The organism is Burkholderia stagnalis (assembly GCF_902830275.1).
In the GTDB taxonomy this organism is placed as follows: domain Bacteria; phylum Pseudomonadota; class Gammaproteobacteria; order Burkholderiales; family Burkholderiaceae; genus Burkholderia; species Burkholderia stagnalis.
The window spans coordinates 329,041-347,894 of the sequence record NZ_CADESW010000007.1; the positions used below are offsets into that span (position 1 = coordinate 329,041).

Annotated in this window: 17 protein-coding genes; 4 read left to right on the top strand and 13 right to left on the bottom strand. The window is 67.3% G+C overall.

The window, feature by feature from the left end:
• Nucleotides 1–39 precede the first annotated feature (39 nt).
• Together HWY45_RS15845 and HWY45_RS15850 are read right to left on the bottom strand one after the other, a co-directional pair.
• Nucleotides 40–636 (bottom strand): YbhB/YbcL family Raf kinase inhibitor-like protein, encoded by a 597-nt coding sequence (locus tag HWY45_RS15845; RefSeq protein ID WP_059563994.1) that lies wholly within the window; start codon nucleotides 634–636, stop codon nucleotides 40–42.
• Between the two features lie 224 nt (nucleotides 637–860).
• Nucleotides 861–1,547: an orotate phosphoribosyltransferase gene (locus HWY45_RS15850; RefSeq protein WP_017334968.1), complete on the bottom strand. Its 687-nt coding sequence runs from the start codon at nucleotides 1,545–1,547 to the stop codon at nucleotides 861–863.
• A gap of 449 nt (nucleotides 1,548–1,996) precedes the next feature.
• Between HWY45_RS15850 and HWY45_RS15855 the strand changes: the two genes are divergently transcribed.
• Nucleotides 1,997–4,267, top strand: coding sequence for an NADP-dependent malic enzyme (locus tag HWY45_RS15855; protein WP_059882097.1), 2,271 nt, complete (start codon nucleotides 1,997–1,999; stop codon nucleotides 4,265–4,267).
• Between the two features lie 120 nt (nucleotides 4,268–4,387).
• Here HWY45_RS15855 and HWY45_RS15860 read toward each other — a convergent pair whose 3' ends face one another.
• The gene (locus HWY45_RS15860) at nucleotides 4,388–7,981 is read right to left on the bottom strand and encodes an indolepyruvate ferredoxin oxidoreductase family protein (protein ID WP_059882095.1); all 3,594 of its coding nucleotides are present in this window, start codon (nucleotides 7,979–7,981) and stop codon (nucleotides 4,388–4,390) included.
• A gap of 317 nt (nucleotides 7,982–8,298) precedes the next feature.
• Here HWY45_RS15860 and HWY45_RS15865 point away from each other — a divergent pair, with 317 nt between their 5' ends.
• Complete coding sequence (locus tag HWY45_RS15865) at nucleotides 8,299–8,496, top strand: hypothetical protein (protein WP_059882093.1); 198 nt, start codon at nucleotides 8,299–8,301, stop codon at nucleotides 8,494–8,496.
• 123 nt (nucleotides 8,497–8,619) lie between these two features.
• On the opposite strand, the gene hppD is transcribed toward HWY45_RS15865, so the two are convergent.
• Nucleotides 8,620–9,717, bottom strand: a complete 1,098-nt coding sequence (gene hppD, locus HWY45_RS15870; protein ID WP_017334972.1) for a 4-hydroxyphenylpyruvate dioxygenase — start codon at nucleotides 9,715–9,717, stop codon at nucleotides 8,620–8,622.
• Nucleotides 9,718–9,971: 254 nt separating this feature from the next.
• Here hppD and HWY45_RS15875 point away from each other — a divergent pair, with 254 nt between their 5' ends.
• On the top strand, nucleotides 9,972–10,496 hold the full coding sequence (locus tag HWY45_RS15875) for an Lrp/AsnC family transcriptional regulator (RefSeq protein ID WP_059563998.1): 525 nt from the start codon (nucleotides 9,972–9,974) through the stop codon (nucleotides 10,494–10,496).
• Between the two features lie 127 nt (nucleotides 10,497–10,623).
• Here the strand turns inward: HWY45_RS15875 and HWY45_RS15880 are convergent, their stop codons facing one another.
• The 8 genes from HWY45_RS15880 to paaA form a co-directional block, all read right to left on the bottom strand.
• On the bottom strand, nucleotides 10,624–11,271 hold the full coding sequence (locus HWY45_RS15880; RefSeq protein ID WP_059563999.1) for a GNAT family N-acetyltransferase: 648 nt from the start codon (nucleotides 11,269–11,271) through the stop codon (nucleotides 10,624–10,626).
• Nucleotides 11,272–11,505: 234 nt separating this feature from the next.
• Nucleotides 11,506–12,111 (bottom strand): TetR/AcrR family transcriptional regulator, encoded by a 606-nt coding sequence (locus tag HWY45_RS15885; RefSeq protein WP_059564000.1) that lies wholly within the window; start codon nucleotides 12,109–12,111, stop codon nucleotides 11,506–11,508.
• 16 nt (nucleotides 12,112–12,127) lie between these two features.
• Complete coding sequence (locus tag HWY45_RS15890; RefSeq protein WP_059882091.1) at nucleotides 12,128–12,937, bottom strand: DUF1835 domain-containing protein; 810 nt, start codon at nucleotides 12,935–12,937, stop codon at nucleotides 12,128–12,130.
• A gap of 174 nt (nucleotides 12,938–13,111) precedes the next feature.
• Nucleotides 13,112–14,200: a 1,2-phenylacetyl-CoA epoxidase subunit PaaE gene (gene paaE, locus HWY45_RS15895; RefSeq protein WP_059801844.1), complete on the bottom strand. Its 1,089-nt coding sequence runs from the start codon at nucleotides 14,198–14,200 to the stop codon at nucleotides 13,112–13,114.
• Nucleotides 14,201–14,202: 2 nt separating this feature from the next.
• Nucleotides 14,203–14,754, bottom strand: a complete 552-nt coding sequence (paaD, locus tag HWY45_RS15900) for a 1,2-phenylacetyl-CoA epoxidase subunit PaaD (RefSeq protein WP_059882089.1) — start codon at nucleotides 14,752–14,754, stop codon at nucleotides 14,203–14,205.
• Nucleotides 14,755–14,779: 25 nt separating this feature from the next.
• Nucleotides 14,780–15,583 (bottom strand): 1,2-phenylacetyl-CoA epoxidase subunit PaaC, encoded by an 804-nt coding sequence (paaC, locus tag HWY45_RS15905; protein ID WP_059882087.1) that lies wholly within the window; start codon nucleotides 15,581–15,583, stop codon nucleotides 14,780–14,782.
• A 10-nt stretch (nucleotides 15,584–15,593) separates the two neighbouring features.
• A complete protein-coding gene (gene paaB / locus HWY45_RS15910) occupies nucleotides 15,594–15,878 on the bottom strand; it encodes a 1,2-phenylacetyl-CoA epoxidase subunit PaaB (RefSeq protein WP_010092957.1) in 285 nt (94 codons plus the stop codon).
• A 61-nt stretch (nucleotides 15,879–15,939) separates the two neighbouring features.
• Complete coding sequence (gene paaA / locus HWY45_RS15915) at nucleotides 15,940–16,938, bottom strand: 1,2-phenylacetyl-CoA epoxidase subunit PaaA (protein WP_059564005.1); 999 nt, start codon at nucleotides 16,936–16,938, stop codon at nucleotides 15,940–15,942.
• 198 nt (nucleotides 16,939–17,136) lie between these two features.
• Here paaA and HWY45_RS15920 point away from each other — a divergent pair, with 198 nt between their 5' ends.
• Nucleotides 17,137–18,402, top strand: coding sequence for an SGNH/GDSL hydrolase family protein (locus HWY45_RS15920; RefSeq protein WP_059882085.1), 1,266 nt, complete (start codon nucleotides 17,137–17,139; stop codon nucleotides 18,400–18,402).
• Nucleotides 18,403–18,648: 246 nt separating this feature from the next.
• Here the strand turns inward: HWY45_RS15920 and HWY45_RS36610 are convergent.
• A partial coding sequence (locus tag HWY45_RS36610; RefSeq protein WP_208450112.1) for a hypothetical protein occupies nucleotides 18,649–18,854 on the bottom strand: 206 nt, incomplete at its 5' end.

Genomic DNA, 18,854 nt, shown 5'->3' on the forward strand with positions numbered 1-18,854 from the left:
CGCGCGCGTCGGCAATCGCTGCGCGGCGGGGGTGCGGCCTTACTGGCCGTAGTGGACGACGATCCGCGCGGAGCCGAGCGCCTGCGTGCCGATCTCGTGCTCGAACATCGGCGCGGGGCGGCCCTGCGCGACGCGCAGGTCGGTGCTCTTCAGCGCATAGACGGTGATCACGTAGCGGTGCGGCTTGCCGGGCGGCGGGCACGGGCCGCCGTAGCCGTCGATGCCGAAGTCGTTGCGCGCCTCGCTCGCGCCGATGCGTCGCATCAGGCCCGACGCGCTCGCATCGGCGGGCACGCTCGTCACGCTGGCCGGCAGGCTCGCGACCGCCCAGTGCCACCAGCCGTGGCCGGGCGCGTCGGGGTCGAACATCGTGATCGCGTAGCCGCGCGTGCCGGGCGGCGGATTGCGCCACGACAGCTGCGGCGAGCGGTTCGCGCCCTTGCAGTCGCCGCGATCGAACACCTGCGCGGCGCCGACGCGGCCGCCCGGCGACAGGTCGTCGCTCGTGACGATGAAGGCGGAATCGGCATGGGCCGGCGGCATGCAGGCGAAGCCGGCGGCGCAGAGAAGGACGAGGGCGAGCGGGGAAGGGCCGTTCGATGACGCAGGCGGAGCGATCTGTCGACCCACACGCATATGGCGCTTCTCCCGTCACGTGGGCCGGACCGACGAGCCCGGCATCGTTGTTGTCGCGAAGGCGGTTGCGGCGATGGAGCAAGTCTAGCATTAGGGTTCGATGAGCGACGCATGCAATGACGGGCAATCGTCGACGATTCCCGCGCGGACGAAAAAAAAGCCGCCCGCCGTGAGGCGAGCGGCTTGGGCCGCTGCGGCGCCGGCGTATCCGCCGGCACGGGGCCTTACTCCTGGGCGCCCGTCGCGCCGCCGTGCGCGGCCGACCACTCGGCCGGCGCGTGCAGGAATTTCTCGACTTCGTCGAGCGTCTTCGTCTCGAAGTAGCCCGACGCCTTCGCGACGCGCAGCACGTCCCACCACGTCGCGAGCGCGTGCAGGTCGACGTCGATGTCCTTCAGGACCGACACGCTTTCCTTGAAGATGTTGTAGTGGAACAGCACGAAGCAGTGGTTCACCGTCGCGCCGGCCGTGCGCAGCGCGTTGACGAAGTTGATCTTGCTGCGGCTGTCGGTCGTCAGGTCTTCCACGAGCAGCACGCGCGAGCCTTCTTCCAGGTGGCCCTCGATCTGCGCGTTGCGGCCGAAACCCTTCGGCTTCTTGCGCACGTACTGCATCGGCACCATCATGCGATCCGCGAGCCATGCCGCGAACGGGATGCCGGCCGTCTCGCCGCCCGCCACCGCGTCGATCTGCTCGAAGCCGACGTCGCGCATGATCGTCGTTTCCGCCATTTCCATCAGCGCGCGGCGCACGCGCGGATACGAGATCAGCTTGCGGCAGTCGATATAGACGGGGCTTGCCCAGCCGGACGTGAAGATGAACGGTTTTTCGGCGTTGAAGTGCACCGCTTGCACTTCGAGCAGGATTTTGGCGGTCGTATCCGAGATCGACTGACGATCGTAGCCTGTCATGGGCATTCCTTGGGTGATGAGCGAGGAGCGGGCGCGGGCCCGGCGGCGCAGCAAGGTGAGCCCGCCCGCGAGGGCCGGGGCGCGACCGGGGGGCCGATCGCATTGCTGCGCGCGTAGCCCGCTATTTTACCCGATTCGGGCTGGATTTCGACGGGCGCCGCACCGCGCGCCACGGGTGAAAAAAACGGGGCGCGATCGATGGGGCGCCGATGCCCGCGATGCGGCGCCGCAGCAACGTTCGTCATGCGCGGGGTGTACACTAGGCGACCCATTAGAAATCGTTCAGTACTTTGTACTTTCCTCTTGCCACCCGCCAAGGTTCGCGGGCGTGCCCATCCGGTGCGCCGCGGCCGTCGCAGCAATCGACCATCCCCTCGATCCACGCACACGCGGCTCCAGGTGCTGTGTACTGAACAGTCACAATTTCGCAAGTCTCTCGCAGGTCAATCATGGACGAACAACTGAAGCAGGCCGCTCTCGCCTATCACCTGAACCCGAAACCCGGCAAGATTTCGGTCACGCCGACCAAGCCGCTGTCGAACCAGCTCGATCTGTCGCTCGCGTATTCGCCGGGCGTCGCGGCCGCGTGCGAGGCGATCCATGCCGATCCGCTCGACGCGCAGAAGTACACGTCGCGCGGCAACCTCGTCGGCGTCATCACGAACGGCACCGCGGTGCTCGGCCTCGGCAACATCGGCCCGCTCGCCGCGAAGCCGGTGATGGAAGGCAAGGGCTGCCTGTTCAAGAAGTTCGCGGGCATCGACGTGTTCGACATCGAGCTGTCGGAATCCGATCCGGACAAGCTCGTCGAAGCGATCGCAATGCTCGAGCCGACGCTCGGCGGCATCAACCTCGAGGACATCAAGGCGCCGGAGTGCTTCTACATCGAGCAGAAGCTGCGCGAGCGCATGAAGATCCCGGTCTTCCACGACGACCAGCACGGCACCGCGATCATCGCGTCGGCCGCGATCCTGAACGGCCTGAAGGTGGTCGGCAAGAAGCTCGACGAAGTGAAGCTCGTCTGCTCGGGCGCGGGCGCCGCGGCGATCGCGTGCCTGGACCTGCTCGTGAAGCTCGGCCTGAACAAGGCGAACGTGCTCGTGTGCGATTCGAAGGGCGTGATCTACGAAGGCCGCGGCAGCCTCGATCCGTCGAAGCAGCGCTACGCGGTGACGACCGACGCGCGCACGCTCGGCGATGCAATCGTCGGCGCCGACGTGTTCCTCGGCTGCTCGAGCGCCGGCGTGCTGAAGCAGGACATGGTCAAGGCGATGGGCAGCCGTCCGCTGATCCTCGCGCTCGCGAACCCGGAACCGGAAATCCGCCCGGAAGACGCGAAGGCCGCGCGCTCGGACGTGATCATTGCGACCGGCCGTTCGGACTACCCGAACCAGGTCAACAACGTGCTGTGCTTCCCGTTCATCTTCCGCGGCGCGCTCGACGTCGGCGCGACGACGATCACGGAAGAGATGAAGCTCGCGTGCGTGCGCGCGATCGCCGAGCTGGCCCAGGAAACCGACCAGAGCGAGGAAGTCGCGAAGGCGTATGAAGGCCATTCGCTCGAGTTCGGCCCGGAATACCTGATCCCGAAGCCGTTCGACCCGCGCCTGATCATCAAGATCGCGCCGGCCGTCGCGCAGGCCGCGATGGATTCGGGCGTCGCGACCCGCCCGATCCAGGACATGGACGCATACCGCGAGCAGCTCGGCGCGACCGTCTACCGCACCGGCATGGTGATGCGCCCGGTTTTCGCGACCGCGAAGAAGCAGCAGGCCCGCATCGTGTTCGCCGAGGGCGAGGACGAGCGCGTGCTGCGCGCCGCGCAGTTCGTGCTGCAGGAAAAGATCGCGAAGCCGGTCATCGTCGGCCGCCCGTCGGTCGTCGAGATGCGCTTGCAGAAGATCGGCTCGAAGCTGAAGGCCGGCGTCGATTTCGAGATCGTCAATCCGGAAGACGACACCCGCTATCACCGCTACTGGCAGGCGTACCACGAGATCGGCGCGCGCGACGGCGTGACGCCGGAAGTCGCGAAGGCCGCGCTGCGCAAGTTCAACACGCTGATCGGCGCGATGCTCGTCCACCTGGGCGACGCGGACGGCATGATCTGCGGGATGATCGACACGTACCACAGCCACCTGAAGTTCATCGAGCAGGTGCTGGGCCGCGCGAAGGGCGCCGAGCATTACGCGGCGATGAACCTGCTGATGCTGCCGGGCCGCAACCTGTTCCTGTGCGATACCTACGTGAACGAGCAGCCGAGCGCCGAGCAGCTCGCCGACATGACGATCCAGGCCGCGGCCGAGATCGAGCGCTTCGGCATCACGCCGAAGGCCGCGCTGCTGTCGAACTCGAACTTCGGCAGCGCGCCGTCGGCGACGTCGCGCCGGATGGGCGAAGCCCGCAAGCTGATCGTCGAACGCGCGCCGCACCTGGAAGTCGACGGCGAAATGCACGGCGACGCGGCGCTGTCCGAAGCGATCCGCAAGGCCGCGTTCCCGGGCACGACGCTGACGGGCGAAGCGAACCTGCTGATCATGCCGAACGTGGAAGCGGCGAACATCGCGTACAACCTGCTGAAGATGGTCGGCGGCGAAGGCGTGACGGTCGGCCCGTTCCTGCTCGGCGCGGCGAAGCCGGTCCACATCCTGACGCCGGCCGCGACCGTGCGCCGGATCATCAACATGACGGCGGTGGCCGCGGCAAACGTCAACACGAAGTAAATTCGCGCGAGCGTTCGCGCCGCGCCTTGCGCGCGGCACCAAGAAAAACGCCACGGAGCCTCGGTTCCGTGGCGTTTTTTCATGGCGCGCCGCAGATCGCGGCGGCCGGCGCGGGCCCGCTCAGGCCACCTGCTGATGGTTCTGGCTGCCCGCCGGCGAACGCCACTGCGCGAGCAGCGTGTTCCACTTCTGGCGCACCGCGCGCAGGTTGTTCTCCTTCACGTGGCCGTAGCCGCGGATGCCGTCCGGCAGCGCCGCCAGCTCGAGCGCGAGCGGGCGGTTCGCGGCGTTCAGCCTGCCGACCAGCTCGTCGACCAGCGCCTCGTACTCGCCGATCAGCGCGCGCTCGGTGCGGCGCTCGTCGGTGCGGCCGAACGGATCGAGGCCGGTGCCGCGCAGGAACTTCAGCTTCGCGAGCATCCGGAACGCGGACATCATCCACGGGCCGTACGCCTTCTTCACCAGATGGCCGTGCGCGTCCTTCTTCGCGAACAGCGGCGGCGCGAGGTGGAATTTCAGCTTCCAGTCGCCTTCGAACTGCGCGGACAGCCGCGCGAGGAACGCCGGATCGGACTGCAGCCGCGCGACCTCGTATTCGTCCTTGTACGCCATCAGCTTGAACAGGCTGCGCGCAACCGCCTCGGTCAGCGGCTCCTGCGCGGCGTCGCCGTCGGCCAGCGCGCGCTCGGCTGCGCGCACCTTGTCGACGAACGCCGCGTAGCGGGCCGCATAGGCCGCGTCCTGGTACGCGGTAAGGAAGTCCACCCGCTTCGCGATCAGCGCATCGACGGATTTCTTCGTGTGCAGCGTGATCACCGTCGCGCCGGCCTGCGCGTTGCGCGCGTCGCCGGCCGCGGCCTGCTGCACGCTCGCGAGATCGTGCGCGGCGCGGCGGCCCCAGTCGAATGCCGCGCGGTTCTTGTCGACCTGCACGGCGTTCAGCTCGATCGCGCGTTCGAGCGACGCGAGCGTGAGCGGCAGCCAGCCCTTCTGCCACGCGTAGCCGAGCACGAACGGGTTCGTGTAGATCGCGTCGCCGAGCAGCGCGACCGCGAAGCGGTTCGCGTCGACCAGGTCGACCGCGTCGCCCGCGGCCGCGCGGATGTCCTGCTCGGCCGACAGGCCCGGGAACGACCAGTTCGGGTTCTTGATGAAATCGGCGGTCGGCGTCTGCGCGCTGTTCACGACCACGCGCGTCGCGTCGTGCCGCATCCGCGACGTGCATTCGTCGCCGGCCGTGACGAGCGCGTCGCAGCCGATCACGAGGTCGGCCTCGCCCATCGCGATCCGCGTCGCATGGATGTCGGTCGGCGCGTGCGAGATCTGCACGTGGCTCATCACCGCGCCGCCCTTCTGCGCGAGGCCGGTCACGTCGAGCACGGTCACGCCCTTGTTCTCCAGGTGCGCGGCCATCCCGAGCAGCGCGCCGATCGTCACGACGCCGGTGCCGCCGACGCCCGTCACCAGCACGCCGTACGCGCGGTCGATCGCCGGCAGCGCCGGTTCGGGGATCGGCGGGAGCGCGCTGCCGTCGACCGCGACGGCCTTCGGCTTCTTCAACTGGCCGCCCTCGACCGTGACGAAGCTCGGGCAGAAGCCCTTCACGCACGAGAAGTCCTTGTTGCAGGTCGACTGGTTGATCTGCCGCTTCGTGCCGAATTCGGTTTCCAGCGGCTCGACCGACAGGCAGTTCGACTGCACCGAGCAGTCGCCGCAGCCTTCGCACACCGCGTCGTTGATCACGACGCGTTTTGCCGGGTCCGGATACGTGCCGCGCTTGCGGCGGCGGCGCTTCTCGGTCGCGCAGGTCTGGTCGTAGATCAGGATCGTCGTGCCCTCGATCTCGCGCAGCTCGCGCTGCACGTCGTCGAGCTGGTCGCGGTGATGGATCGTGACGCCCGGCGCGAGCAGCGACTTCGTGTCGTCGTACTTCTCCGGCTCATCGGTGACGATCACGATCTTCTTCGCGCCTTCCGACGCAAGCTGGTGCGTGATCTGCGGCACCGTCAGCACGCCGTCGACCGGCTGGCCGCCCGTCATCGCGACCGCGTCGTTGTAGAGGATCTTGTAGGTGATGTTCGCCTTCGACGAGATCGCCGCGCGCACCGCGAGCAGGCCCGAATGGAAGTAGGTGCCGTCGCCGAGGTTCGCGAACACGTGCTTCTCGTCGGTGAACGGCGCCTGGCCGATCCACGGCACGCCTTCGCCGCCCATCTGGCTGAAGGTGCTCGTGCTGCGGTCCATCCACACGGTCATGTAGTGGCAGCCGATTCCCGCGATCGCGCGCGAGCCGTCCGGCACGTTGGTCGACGTGTTGTGCGGGCAGCCGGAGCAGAACCACGGCTTGCGCTCGGTCGTCACGTGCGGCTTCGCGAGCGCCGTTTCCTTCGCGTTGATCACGGCGATGCGCGCAGCGATGCGCGCGCGCACGTCGGACGGCAGCTCGAACTTCTCGAGGCGCGTCGCGATCGCCTTCGCGATGATCGCGGGCGACAGCTCGTAGTGCGCGGGCAGCAGCCAGTTGCCCATCGGCACCGACCATTCGCCGCCGGCGCCGTCCTTCTCGTCGAACTTGCCGAACACGCGCGGCCGCTGGCCGTCCGGCCAGTTGTACAGCTCTTCCTTGATCGCGTATTCGAGAATCTGGCGCTTTTCCTCGACCACGAGGATTTCGTCGAGGCCGCGCGCGAACGCCTGCGCGCCCTGCGCCTCGAGCGGCCACACGCAGCCGACCTTGTACAGGCGGATGCCGATGCGCGCGCAGGTTTCGTCGTCGAGGCCGAGGTCGATCAGCGCCTGGCGCACGTCGAGGTACGCCTTGCCGCCCGTCATGATGCCGAAGCGCGCATGCGGCGAATCGATCTCGATGCGGTCGAGCTTGTTCGCGCGCACATATGCGAGCGCCGCGTACCACTTGTAGTCGAGCAGGCGCGCTTCCTGCACGAGCGGCGGGTCGGGCCAGCGGATGTTCAGGCCGCCGTCGGGCACGATGAAGTCCGACGGCAGCACGATGTCGGTGCGATGCGGGTCGATGTCGACCGATGCCGACGATTCGACCACGTCGGTCACGCACTTCAGCGCGACCCACAGGCCCGAATAGCGGCTCATCGCCCAGCCGTGCAGGCCGAAATCGAGATATTCCTGCACATTGGACGGGAACAGCACCGGCAGGCCGCAGGCCTTGAAGATGTGTTCGGACTGGTGCGCGAGCGTCGACGATTTCGCCGCGTGGTCGTCGCCGGCGAGCACGAGCACGCCGCCGTGCTGCGACGAGCCGGCCGAGTTCGCGTGCTTGAACACGTCGCCCGTGCGGTCGACGCCGGGGCCCTTGCCGTACCACATGCCGAACACGCCGTCGTGCTTCGCGCCGGGGAACAGGTTCACCTGCTGCGAGCCCCACACGGCGGTGGCGGCGAGGTCTTCGTTGAGGCCGGGCTGGAAAACGATCTGGTGGGCGGACAGGTGCTTCTTGGCCTTCCACAGCGACTGGTCGAGGCCGCCGAGCGGCGAGCCGCGGTAACCGGAGATGAAGCCGGCCGTGTTGAGGCCGGCGGCGCGGTCGCGTTCCTGCTGGAGCATCGGCAGGCGCACGAGGGCCTGAATGCCGCTCATGTACGCGCGGCCGCGTTCGAGCGTGTATTTGTCGTCGAGCGTGACGGATGTCAGCGCGGCTTCCAGGGATGCGCGTTGGCCTGCGTCTAGCGGGGCATTCATGGATGTGTCTCCTCCACCCAGTTTGGGATCGCCAAAACTTCGAGCGCTTCGGCGACTTGTGGACGCGTCGGCAGTGGCCGGCATATTGGCCGGTTTTCAGTGATCGTAGCACTGGGATAAACCCGCCGCTCGTCGTCAAAATTGCCGGGCGGAGCGCGCTCCTGAGCAGGAATGACGCGTTACATCATGTAAAAGCATGTAAAGCTGCCTCGATCGCGGGCCGTTTGACGTTAATCTTGTCGGCCTGCCGGAGGTGCCCGTTCCTGCCGTCGTTTCGGCGCGCACGGGGAGGCTCCGGCAGTTCAACAGGAGGTGCAATGAATACACGTCATATCCAGAGTTTTCTGATCGTGTCCGCCGCGTTTTTCTCGATGACCGGCCCGGTGCACGCGCGCGGCGCGAGCGCACTCGCGGCGGCCGGCGCGCAGATGCGCCAGATCGCGCCGGCCCAGGACGCCGCCGCGCAACCGTCGGGCGGCGTGCGCGTGGCCGCGCCGCGGGCGAACGTGCGTTGATCCGGCCGCGCGGCCCAGCCGGCCGCGCCGCTGAAGCAAAAAGGGCGGGAATCCGAGGATTCCCGCCCTTTCTTTTTGAGCCGGCCGGCGCCCGCTGCCGCGGGGCGCCCGGTGCCGCATCCGTCAGGCCTTGTCCTGCACGACGCCGCGGCGGATCTGGTCGAGTTCGATCGATTCGAACAGCGCCTTGAAGTTGCCTTCGCCGAAGCCCTGGTTGCCCTTGCGCTGGATGATCTCGAAGAAGATCGGCCCGATCTGGTTTTCGGTGAAGATCTGAAGCAGCAGGTCGTCGCGCGCGCCGTCGATCAGGATCTTGCGCTTCCTCAACTCGTCCAGCGGTTCGCCGTGGTCCGGCACGCGGCGGTCGACGAGTTCGTAGTACGTGTCGATCGTGTCGAGCAGCTTCACTTCCTTGCCGCGCAGGCCGTCGACCGCGCGATAGATGTCCGTCGCGCCGAGCGCGATGTGCTGGATGCCTTCGCCGTGGTACGCGTCGAGGTATTCCTGGATCTGGCCGGCAGTGTCCGAGCCTTCCTCGTTGATCGGGATGCGGATCTTGCCGCACGGCGACGTCATCGCCTTCGACTTCACGCCCGTCACCTTGCCTTCGATGTCGAAGTAGCGCACTTCGCGGAAGTTGAACAGGCGCTCGTAGAACTCCGCCCATTCCTGCATGCGGCCGCGATGCACGTTGTGCGTCAGGTGGTCGATGTAGGTGAGGCCGTGGCCGACCGGATTCGGGTTCGCGCCGGGGATCGGCTCGAAGTCGACGTCATAGATGCTGATGTCGCCGATCGCGCCCGGTTGCGCGCCGTTCTTGCCGCGCCAGCGGTCGACGAAGTAGATCAGCGAATCGCCGATGCCCTTGATCGCCGGGATGTTCAGCTCCATCGGGCCGGTCTTGTTGTCGAAGCCCCACGCGCCGAGCTCGAGCGCATGCTGGTAGGCCTTCGCCGCATCCTGCACGCGGAACGCGATCGCGCAGATCGATGGGCCGTGCAGGCGCGCGAAGCGCTGCGCGAACGAATCCGGCTCGGCGTTGATGATGAAGTTGATGTCGCCCTGGCGGTAGACCGTCACGTCCTTGTGGCGATGGCGCGCGATCGCGGTGAAACCCATGCGCTCGAACAGCTGGCCGAGCGCCTTCGGGTCCGGCGCGGTGTATTCGATGAATTCGAAGCCGTCGGTGCCGACGGGGTTGTCCCAGGTGGGGATCTGCATCCGTGTCTCCTTTGTCGATCCGCGCCAACGGTTCAGCGCTTGCCCGGATCTCATGCTTTGCGGTCGAACGGCCTCGGCGCTTCAGCACCCGGCCCGGTTCCATACCAATAACGAAGCGCGCCGCGACGCGCGCGATGAATCAGTGCGTGCGACAAAGTGTAGCGGGCGAGCCGGGGCGAAAACTTGCGAACTTGATCGCACGTAACTACGATGGCGCAATTTCCAGTCTCGAATTCATGCTTGGGAGGCAGAACATGGCGCAAGTGGAACTCGATGCCATCGACCGGCGGATTCTCGCGATCCTTCAGGAGAACGGGCGCCTGTCGAACCAGGAGATCGCCGAACGGGTGAACCTGTCGCCGAGCCCGTGCCTGCGGCGCATCCGGCGGCTCGAGGAGATCGGCGTGATCACCGGCTATGTCGCGTTGCTGGATCCGCAGAAGCTCGGGCTCGACCTGCTCGCGTACGTCAGCGTGCGGCTCGAGAAGCGCGGCGGGCTCGCGCCGGCGCGCGCGGACGAAACGCCGGCGCGCGCCGGCGCGACGCATGCGGAGCTGTTCCGCGCGGCGGTGCAGGCGTGGCCGGAAGTGGTCGCGTGCCACGCGATGACGGGCGACATGGATTACCTGCTGCGCGTGCAGGTCGAGGACATGGCGCATTTCTCGCGCTTCGTGCAGGATCAGCTGCTGCACCACCCGTCGGTGATCGACATGAAGACGAGCTTTTCGCTCGAATGCTTCAAGGAGACGACGGCGCTGCCGATCCGCACGACGCGATAGCGCGTGCCGGCGAGTCGCCCGGCGGGCGGCGGAAGCAACGAGCGGGGAGCGATTGCGCGGAATCCGCGCGGGAGCCGGGCGCGCCGCGCAGGCAGCAGGCCTGCGGCGGGCGCCGGTGCGGCTGACGTCAGGCGGTCAGCGCGGCGGGCATCAGCGATTCGATGAACTTCGACGTGCGGTGCGCCTGGCGCTTGAGCGCGTAGTCGAACACCGCGGCCTGTTCCTGCAGCATCTCGGCGATGATCGTCGAGTGGTCGGCGGGCGCGAGCGACAGATACGCGTCGGCTTCGCCGTACGCATACTCGATCCGCATCCCGGACTTCTTCGCGATGTGCATCATCGTCGCGTTGCGCGACAGGCAATGCATGTACAGCATCGTCACGTGCGTGTTGCGGCTGCGGATCGCCGCGCGCTCGAATAGCTTCGAGCCGACGCCGCGGCCGCGTGCGCTTTCGAGCACCGACACGCCGAATTCGGCGGTGCGCTTGTCGCCTTCGGCGGGCAGGTAGGCCAGGTGGCCGACGCCGATCAGTTCGAGTTCGTGGTCGAACACGCCGAACACGGTGTCGCGGCCGAAGTCGATCGTGCGGACGTAGTTCTCGAGCACGTGGTCGGGCACCATCTGGCCGAAGCGCAGCAGGCGGTCCTCTTCATGGAGCGCGAGAAAGTGGGTGAGCATCTGCTCACGGTCTTTGGAAGCCAGTTCCCTGACGAGAACCGGCGCAGCACCGGCGGTGCCGACGACATCGGCATGGCCGTGGGTATGCGTGTTCATCGTGGGTTCCTCAATGTGTGACCGTACAGTGGGTTGTGCAACGCAACAGCATTCTACCCGACCGCAGGTCTCCGGATTGGGGAAAACCCGTACTCGTTTTCGAGGTGAAATTCTAAATACGCTTAAAAATCTTTGTAAATCACTGATTTTAAACGATTTAAAAATTCATCATATGAAATGCGCGGCCGGCTGACGCAGTGTTCCCGTCGCGCAACGCATGCTGCTTTGCGGCAATCAGGCGGGCGACGACAGGCCGTGCTCGATCATGCCGATCACCTGCTCCGCGAAGTCGCGGTAGCCGAGGCGCCCGCCCGGCTTGAGCCAGGTGAACGTCCAGTTGATCATCCCGAACACCATCATCGTCACCGACGTCTGGTTGTCCCGCGAGATCCGGTCCGGATACGCGCGCGCGAGCTGGCGCGCGAACGCGGCGACCACGTCGCGCTGGCGGTCGAGGATGATCTCGCGCTGCGCGTCCTCGAGATACTTCACGTCGTTGAGCAGCGCGACGTGGCGGCTGTGCGACGTCTCGTACTCGGCGAGGAACGCGCGCACCAGCTCCGCGAATGCTTCGCGCTCGGTCAGGCCGCGCCGCTGGCTGGCGCCCTCGACCTCGGCGATGATCAGCATCAGCCGCTTCGTGTAGCGGTCGAGCAGGTCGAACAGGATCGCTTCCTTGCTCTCGTAATAGTGATAGAGGCGCGCCTTCGACGTGCCGCTCGCGGTCGCGAGATCGGACATCGACGTGCTCGGGTAGCTCGACTGCGCGAACTTCTGGGCGGCGAGATCGAGGATCTGCTCGCGCTGGGATTCGTGATCGGGGGCTCGGGTACGGGCCATGTTCTGAGGCGGGAGATTAGCGTTGCGGCACGGCGGCGCGGGTGGCGCGCACCAGCGTGACGGGGAGGTCGGCGGCGGGGTCCTGCAGTTCGAGGCGGCCGGCGGCGGCCAGCTCCCGGCAGCGCCACAGCGCGATCGAGTCGCTGACGAACAGCCCGCCGCGGTCGGCGCCGGCCATCACGCTGCCGGCGAGCCGCCGCGCCGGCAGCCAGTCGCCGGCCGCGTGCTCGAGGATCAGCGCATCGAGGTTCGCGAAGTGGCCACTCTTGATCGTGTTGCTGATCCAGTAGCGGAGCTCGGCATCCAGGTGCTTCGCTTCCTGCCATTCGAGCGCGAGCCGGCCGATGCGCAGCACCGAGATCGGCGCGGCTTCCGGCAGCTTCGCGCGCAGCTGCGCGGGCGAGAACATGCCGGTCGCGCACGCGCGGTCCGCACGCGGCGGCGGCGTATCGAGGTCGGCATCCGACAGGCGGACTTCGTTCAGGCGCTGCGGCACATTGCGCAGATGGTAGGCGACCCGGCGCAGCAGCAGCTTGTCGCCGACGCTCGGCGCATGCCAGACGACCACCTGGCCGGTGTCCATCGCCAGCAGGTCGAGGCTTGCGAACTCGTGTTCGACTTCCGCCTTCCAGTCGGGGATCTGGTCGCCGAGCACGCGCTGCCAGAATGCCGCGCGAGCGTCCGGCGTCTCGTCGATGCCCTTGAGGGGCCCGACGGCCAGATCGTCGCGCAATCCGACGACGCGCTCGTCGCGCCCGGCTTGCGCAAGCGCCTCGTTGAGCGACGCGGCGGCGGAGCCGCCCTGAATCACGTGAATGGTACTCATCGGCCTGTCGTCAACAATAGAAAACCGCCGGCCGGTCGGACCTGACGCGGTCCGGCCGGCGGGCGGCCCCTAGTGTAAGCGAGATGTGTGACGGCGCGAAACCGTCGGGCGCAGCGACGCCGGGCCGCACCGTGCCGGGCTTGCGGCCGGTCGACGCCCCGGCTCGCGGGCGGGTCAACGTTCGTCGTAGCTCACCACGACCTTGTCGCTGACCGGATGGCACTGGCAGGTGAGCACGAAGCCGTCCTTCACCTCCTGCGCCTCGAGGGTGTAGTTCTTCTCCATCCGCACCTCGCCCTCGAGCACCTTCGCGCGGCAGGTGCAGCACACGCCGCCCTTGCACGCGTACGGCAGCGCGAGGCCCGCGCGCAGGCCGACGTCGAGCAGGCTCACGCCTTCGTACGGCAGGCGCAGCTTGCGCTTCTTGCCGTCGAGGACGATTTCGAGTTCGGCGGCGGGCGTCGCGTCGGTGATCTCGACGGCCGGCACGCCGGCCTGCGGCAGCGGGGTGCCGAAGCGCTCGACGTGGACCTTCGCCTGCGGCACGCCGGCCGCCTTCAGCGCGGCTTCCGCCGCATCCATCATCGGTGCGGGGCCGCAGATGAACGCCTCGTCGATTGAGTCGGCCGGTACGAGCGTGTCGAGGAACGCCGCGCACTTCGCCTGGTCGAGCACGCCGTTGAACAGCTCGACGTCCTGGAGGTCGTCGGACAGCACGTGATACAGCACGAAGCGGTTCATGTAGCGGTTCTTCAGGTCCTCGAGCTCCTCCGCGAACATGATCGCGTCGACGCTGCGGTTGCCGTAGATCAGCGTGAACGTGCTGCGCGGCTCCAGCTCGAGCGTCGTCTTGACGATCGCGAGCACCGGCGTGATGCCCGAGCCGCCGGAGAACGCCACGTATTGCTTGCCGTGATCCGCATTCAGGTGCGTGAAGAAGCGGCCGTCCGGCGTCATCACGTCGATCGTGTGGCCGGGCTTGAGCGTGTCGAACGCGAAATTCGAGAAGCGCCCGCCGCGCACGCGCTTGATGCCGATGCGCAGCTCGCCGTCGCGGTCGTAATCGGTGGTGCCGACGCAGATCGAGTACGAGCGGCGCGTTTCTTCACCGTCGATATGGGTTTTCAGCGTGACGAACTGCCCTTGCGTGAAACGGTAGGCGTCGCGCAGCTCGGGCGGCACATCGAACGAGACGGTCACGGCGTCGGCGGTCTCGGGCCGCACGTCGCGGATACGCAGCGGATGAAATTGCGGGGTCGCCATATTCAGTAGGGTTTGAAGTAGTCGAAGGGTTCGCGGCAGTCGACGCAGCGATACAGCGCCTTGCAGGCGGTCGATGCGAATTGGGCGAGACGCTCGGTGCGCGCGGAGCCGCAGCGCGGGCAGACCGGTGCCGCGACCGGGCGCGGCACGAAGCGGACGACGTTTTCGCGCGGCGCGGCGCTGCCGCACTGGCCGACCGGCGGTGCGATGCCGTACGCGCGCAGCTTGTCGCGCGCTTCCTGCGTGATCCAGTCGGTCGTCCACGCGGGGGCGAGCACGGTGGCGACCCGGTGCGGCGGCAGGCCGGCCTGCTGCATCGCGGCCGCGATGTCCTCGGCGATCTGCGACATCGCCGGGCAGCCCGAGTAGGTCGGCGTGATCACGACCTCGAGCTGGCCGTCGTCCGCGCGCCGGACGTCGCGCAGGATGCCCAGCTCGCGGATCGATACGACGGGGATTTCCGGGTCGGGCACCGCTTCCAGCACTTCCCATGCGCGCGCGAGCAGTGGATCGGTGGGGTGCGAAGCGGGGGCGGCGGCGGTGGGGACGGACATCGTCAGGCTCCGGTGAGTCGGTGCGTTACCAGGTCGCGCCCGGATGCTGGCGCGCGAGGCTCTGCATTTCGGCGAGCAGGTAGCCCATGTGTTCCGAGTGCTCGCCCTGCTTGCCGGTCGTGACGTGCTGGACCGGCGAGGGCAGCGCGAGGGTCGCCTCCGCGAGCGCGTCGTCGACGTCGGCGCGCCACCCCGCTTCGAGCGAGGCCGGCGCCGGGCCGATGCCGTGCGCGGCGATCGCGTCGTCGATCCGGTCCGCGGCGAAGAACTCGCGCGTGTACGGCATCAGGTAGTCGAGCGCCGCCTGCGCACGGCGGTGCGATTCGTCGGTGCCGTCGCCGAGGCGCACGAACCATTCGCGTGCGTGATGCACGTGGTAGCGGGTTTCCTTGACCGATTTCGCGGCGATCGCGGCGAGCGTCGCGTCGGACGAGGTTTCGAGCGCGGACCACACGTGCAGCATCAGCGTCGCGTACAGGAAGTTGCGCACGATCGTCACCGCGTAGTCCTTGTCGGCGTGCGCGGTGCCTGCGATCGGGCCGTAGTGCGGCAGCTCGGCGAGCGTGAAGTTCGCGAACTCGCGTTCGGTGCGGAAGTACGCGTAGTCGTCCTCGGTCTTCGCGGCGCCGGTCAGCTGGCGCTCGAGGTCGGCTGCGTGCGTATACAGCATGCGCGCCTGGCCGACGAGATCGAGGCTCATGTTGGTGAGCGCGATGTCTTCTTCGAGAATCGGGCCGTGGCCGCACCATTCGGCGTTGCGCTGACCGAGGATCAGCGCGTTGTCCGCGAGGCGCAGCACGTAGGCGAGGTGTTCGGGCGTGATCGTCATGGCGCGGGCGTTACATGTGGTTGACTTCGTCGGGCAGCGTGTAGAACGTCGGGTGACGGTAGATCTTGTCGCCCGCCGGTTCGAACAGCTCGGCCTTCTCGTTCGGATCCGACGCCGTGATCGCCGACGACGGCACCACCCAGATGCTCACGCCTTCCTGGCGGCGCGTGTACACGTCGCGCGCCATGCGCAGCGCCATCGACGCGTCGGCGGCGTGCAGGCTGCCGCAATGCTTGTGGTCGAGGCCCTGCTTGCTGCGCACGAACACTTCCCAGATCGGCCATTCCTTGTTCATCAGTCTCTCCTGGATTCCCGGATTCGATGGAGCCCGGCGCACGGGCGCCGGGGCATGCCGCTCAGGCGGCGTGTTGTTCGGCGCGGGCGCGGCGCTTCGCTTCGTGCGCGAGCGCGGCTTCGCGCACCCATGCGCCGTCCTCGTGCGCTTTCACGCGGGTCGCGAGGCGTTCCTTGTTGCACGGGCCGTCGCCGTTGACGACGCGCCAGAATTCTTCCCAGTCGATCGCGCCGTAGTCGTGGTGCCCGCGCGCGTCGTTCCATTTCAGGTCCGGATCGGGCAGCGTCACGCCGAGCACCTTGGCCTGCTCGACGGTCGCGTCGACGAATTTCTGCCGCAAGTCGTCGTTCGTGATCCGCTTGATGCCCCACTTGGCCGACTGGTTGCTGTGCACGGAATCGGCGTCGCTCGGGCCGAACATCATCAGCACCGGCCACCACCAGCGGTCCACCGCCTGCTGGACCATTGCGCGCTGCGCGTCGGTGCCCTTCATCATCGACAGCAGCGCATCGAAGCCCTGCCGCTGGTGGAACGACTCCTCCTTGCACACGCGGATCATCGCGCGCGCATACGGGCCGTACGTGCAGCGGCACAGCGGGATCTGGTTCATGATCGCGGCGCCGTCGACGAGCCAGCCGATCACGCCGACGTCCGCCCAGGTCGGCGTCGGGTAGTTGAAGATGCTCGAGTATTTCGCCTTGCCGGCATGAAGCGCGTCGATCAGCGCATCGCGCGACACGCCGAGCGTCTCGGCCGCGCTATACAGGTAGAGGCCGTGGCCTGCTTCGTCCTGCACCTTCGCGAGCAGGATCGCCTTGCGCTTGAGGCTCGGTGCGCGCGAGATCCAGTTGCCTTCCGGCAGCATGCCGACGACTTCCGAGTGCGCGTGCTGCGAGATCTGGCGCACCAGCGTCTTGCGGTACGCGTCGGGCATCCAGTCCTGCGGCTCGATCTTGCCGTCCGCAGCCATGACCGCGTCGAACCGCGCCTGCTCGGGCGACTCGGCCGCGGCGTCGAGCGGGGCGACGTTGCCGGGAATGTCGAGGGATTGCGTGTACATGGCGAGGTTCTCGTCCGGTTGAATGTGTGCGCAGTATAAACCAACCGACCGGTCGGTTAATAAATTTTTTGCGATAAATCATGCGGTGCGGGTATACGACAGGAGGGGTAATGGAGCCGCGCGCGGGAACGCGCGGCGACGCGCGGAGCCGAATGGCTTCTGCGGCACAATGCCCGCTTTCCGATGAGGATCTTGCCGATGTCTTTCCGTAGCAGTCTTGCCGCGGCCGCGCTGGGCGCGTCCGTTCTCCTGTCGCCGCTCGCGGCCGGCGCCGCGCCGGCGGGGTGGGTTGCCGCCTGGGCTACCGCGCTGCAGCCGATTCCGGATCTGGCGGCGCCGCCGCCGCTGTATCGCGCGCCCGACGTGGCGGGCAGGACGGTCCGGCAGATCGTTTATCCGACGGTGGCGGGCCGGGCGGCGCGGATTCGCGTGAGCAACGCGTACGGCAGCGGGCCGCTGGTCGTCGAGTCGGCAAGTCTCGCGCGCGCGGGCCAAGATGCGGCGCTGGCCGACGCCGCGCCGGCGGCGGTGCGTTTCGGCGGCAAGGCGTCGGTCACGCTGGCGCCGGGGCAGGAGATCGAGAGCGATCCGGTGGCGATCGAGGTGACGGCGGGGCGGCCGTTGGCGGTCAGTCTATATATGGGGGCACACCAGCGGATGACGGTCTGGCACCGGGTGTCGAACCAGCTGAACTATGTATCGGGGCCGGGCGATTTCACGAGGGACGCCGGCGCCGGTACGTTCCGCACCCGCTTCACCCAATATGCGTGGGTGAGCGAGCTCGCGGTCGAGGCCGGGCCGGCGCGCGCGAGTGTCGCGGCGATCGGCGATTCGATCACCGACGGGCTGCGCTCGAGCCTGAACCGGAATCGCCGGTGGCCGGATGCGTTGGCGCGCCGGTTTGCGTCGTCGGGTACGGATGCGATCGGCGTGGTGAACCTGGGGATCAGCGGCAATCGGCTGCTCAGCGATTCGGCGTGCTACGGCACGTCGCTGCAATCCCGCTTCGAGCGAGATGCACTGTCGCGTGCGGGTGTGAAGGCGGCGATCCTGCTGATCGGCATCAACGACATCAACTTCGCGGCGATGCCGCCGAAAGCCGGTCTCGATTGCGACCATCCGCATACGCAGGTGACGGCGGCATTGCTGATCGACGGCTATCGCCGGCTGATCGACGCTGCGCACCGCCAGGGCGTGAAGGTGATTGGCGCGACGCTCACGCCGGCGGCGTTGCCCGCGGGGCGCGAGGCGATCCGGCTGGAAGTGAACCGCTGGATCCGGAGCGGCGGCGCGTTCGACGGGGTGGCGGACTTCGACGAGGCACTGCGTGACCCGGCGCGCCCGAGCGTTCTGCAGCGTCGCTACGACAGCGGCGACGGCATCCACCCGAGCGACGCCGGCTATGCGGCGATGGCCGATGCGGTGCCGGTCGATCGGCTGCAGGCGCTGGTTGCGGGGAAGTGACGTGTCGTGAGCGACGGGGCGCTCTATACGCTCTATATATAGGAGCGCCCCGTGCGCGGCAGCGCACGGGGTTTTTTTGAATTTATTTCGCGCACCCCCTTGCGCTGGCGGCGCGGGATGCCTAGAATCACGCCTCTTTCGCGCTAACGGCAACGCGGCGCGGAAGGGGGAAGCGAAGTTGGTTGGATGCCCTGTTGGGCGGCCGGCCGGCGCAGGAAGATGAACCCCGCAGTCGCAACGAAGTAGTTAAAAAAGTTGTTGACGAACTGCGAAACAGTGTTCATAATCTCGTTTCTCTGCTGCTGACAACGCAGCGCTGCTGAGAAGGAAGAACTTCTCGCAGAAACGTTCTTTAAAAATTAACAGCCGATAAGTGTGGGCGCTTGATGGCAGCGAACCGATCCTCGGATCGGATAGCAAAAGTATCAAGAGTCTCACACTAAAGTAAGTCA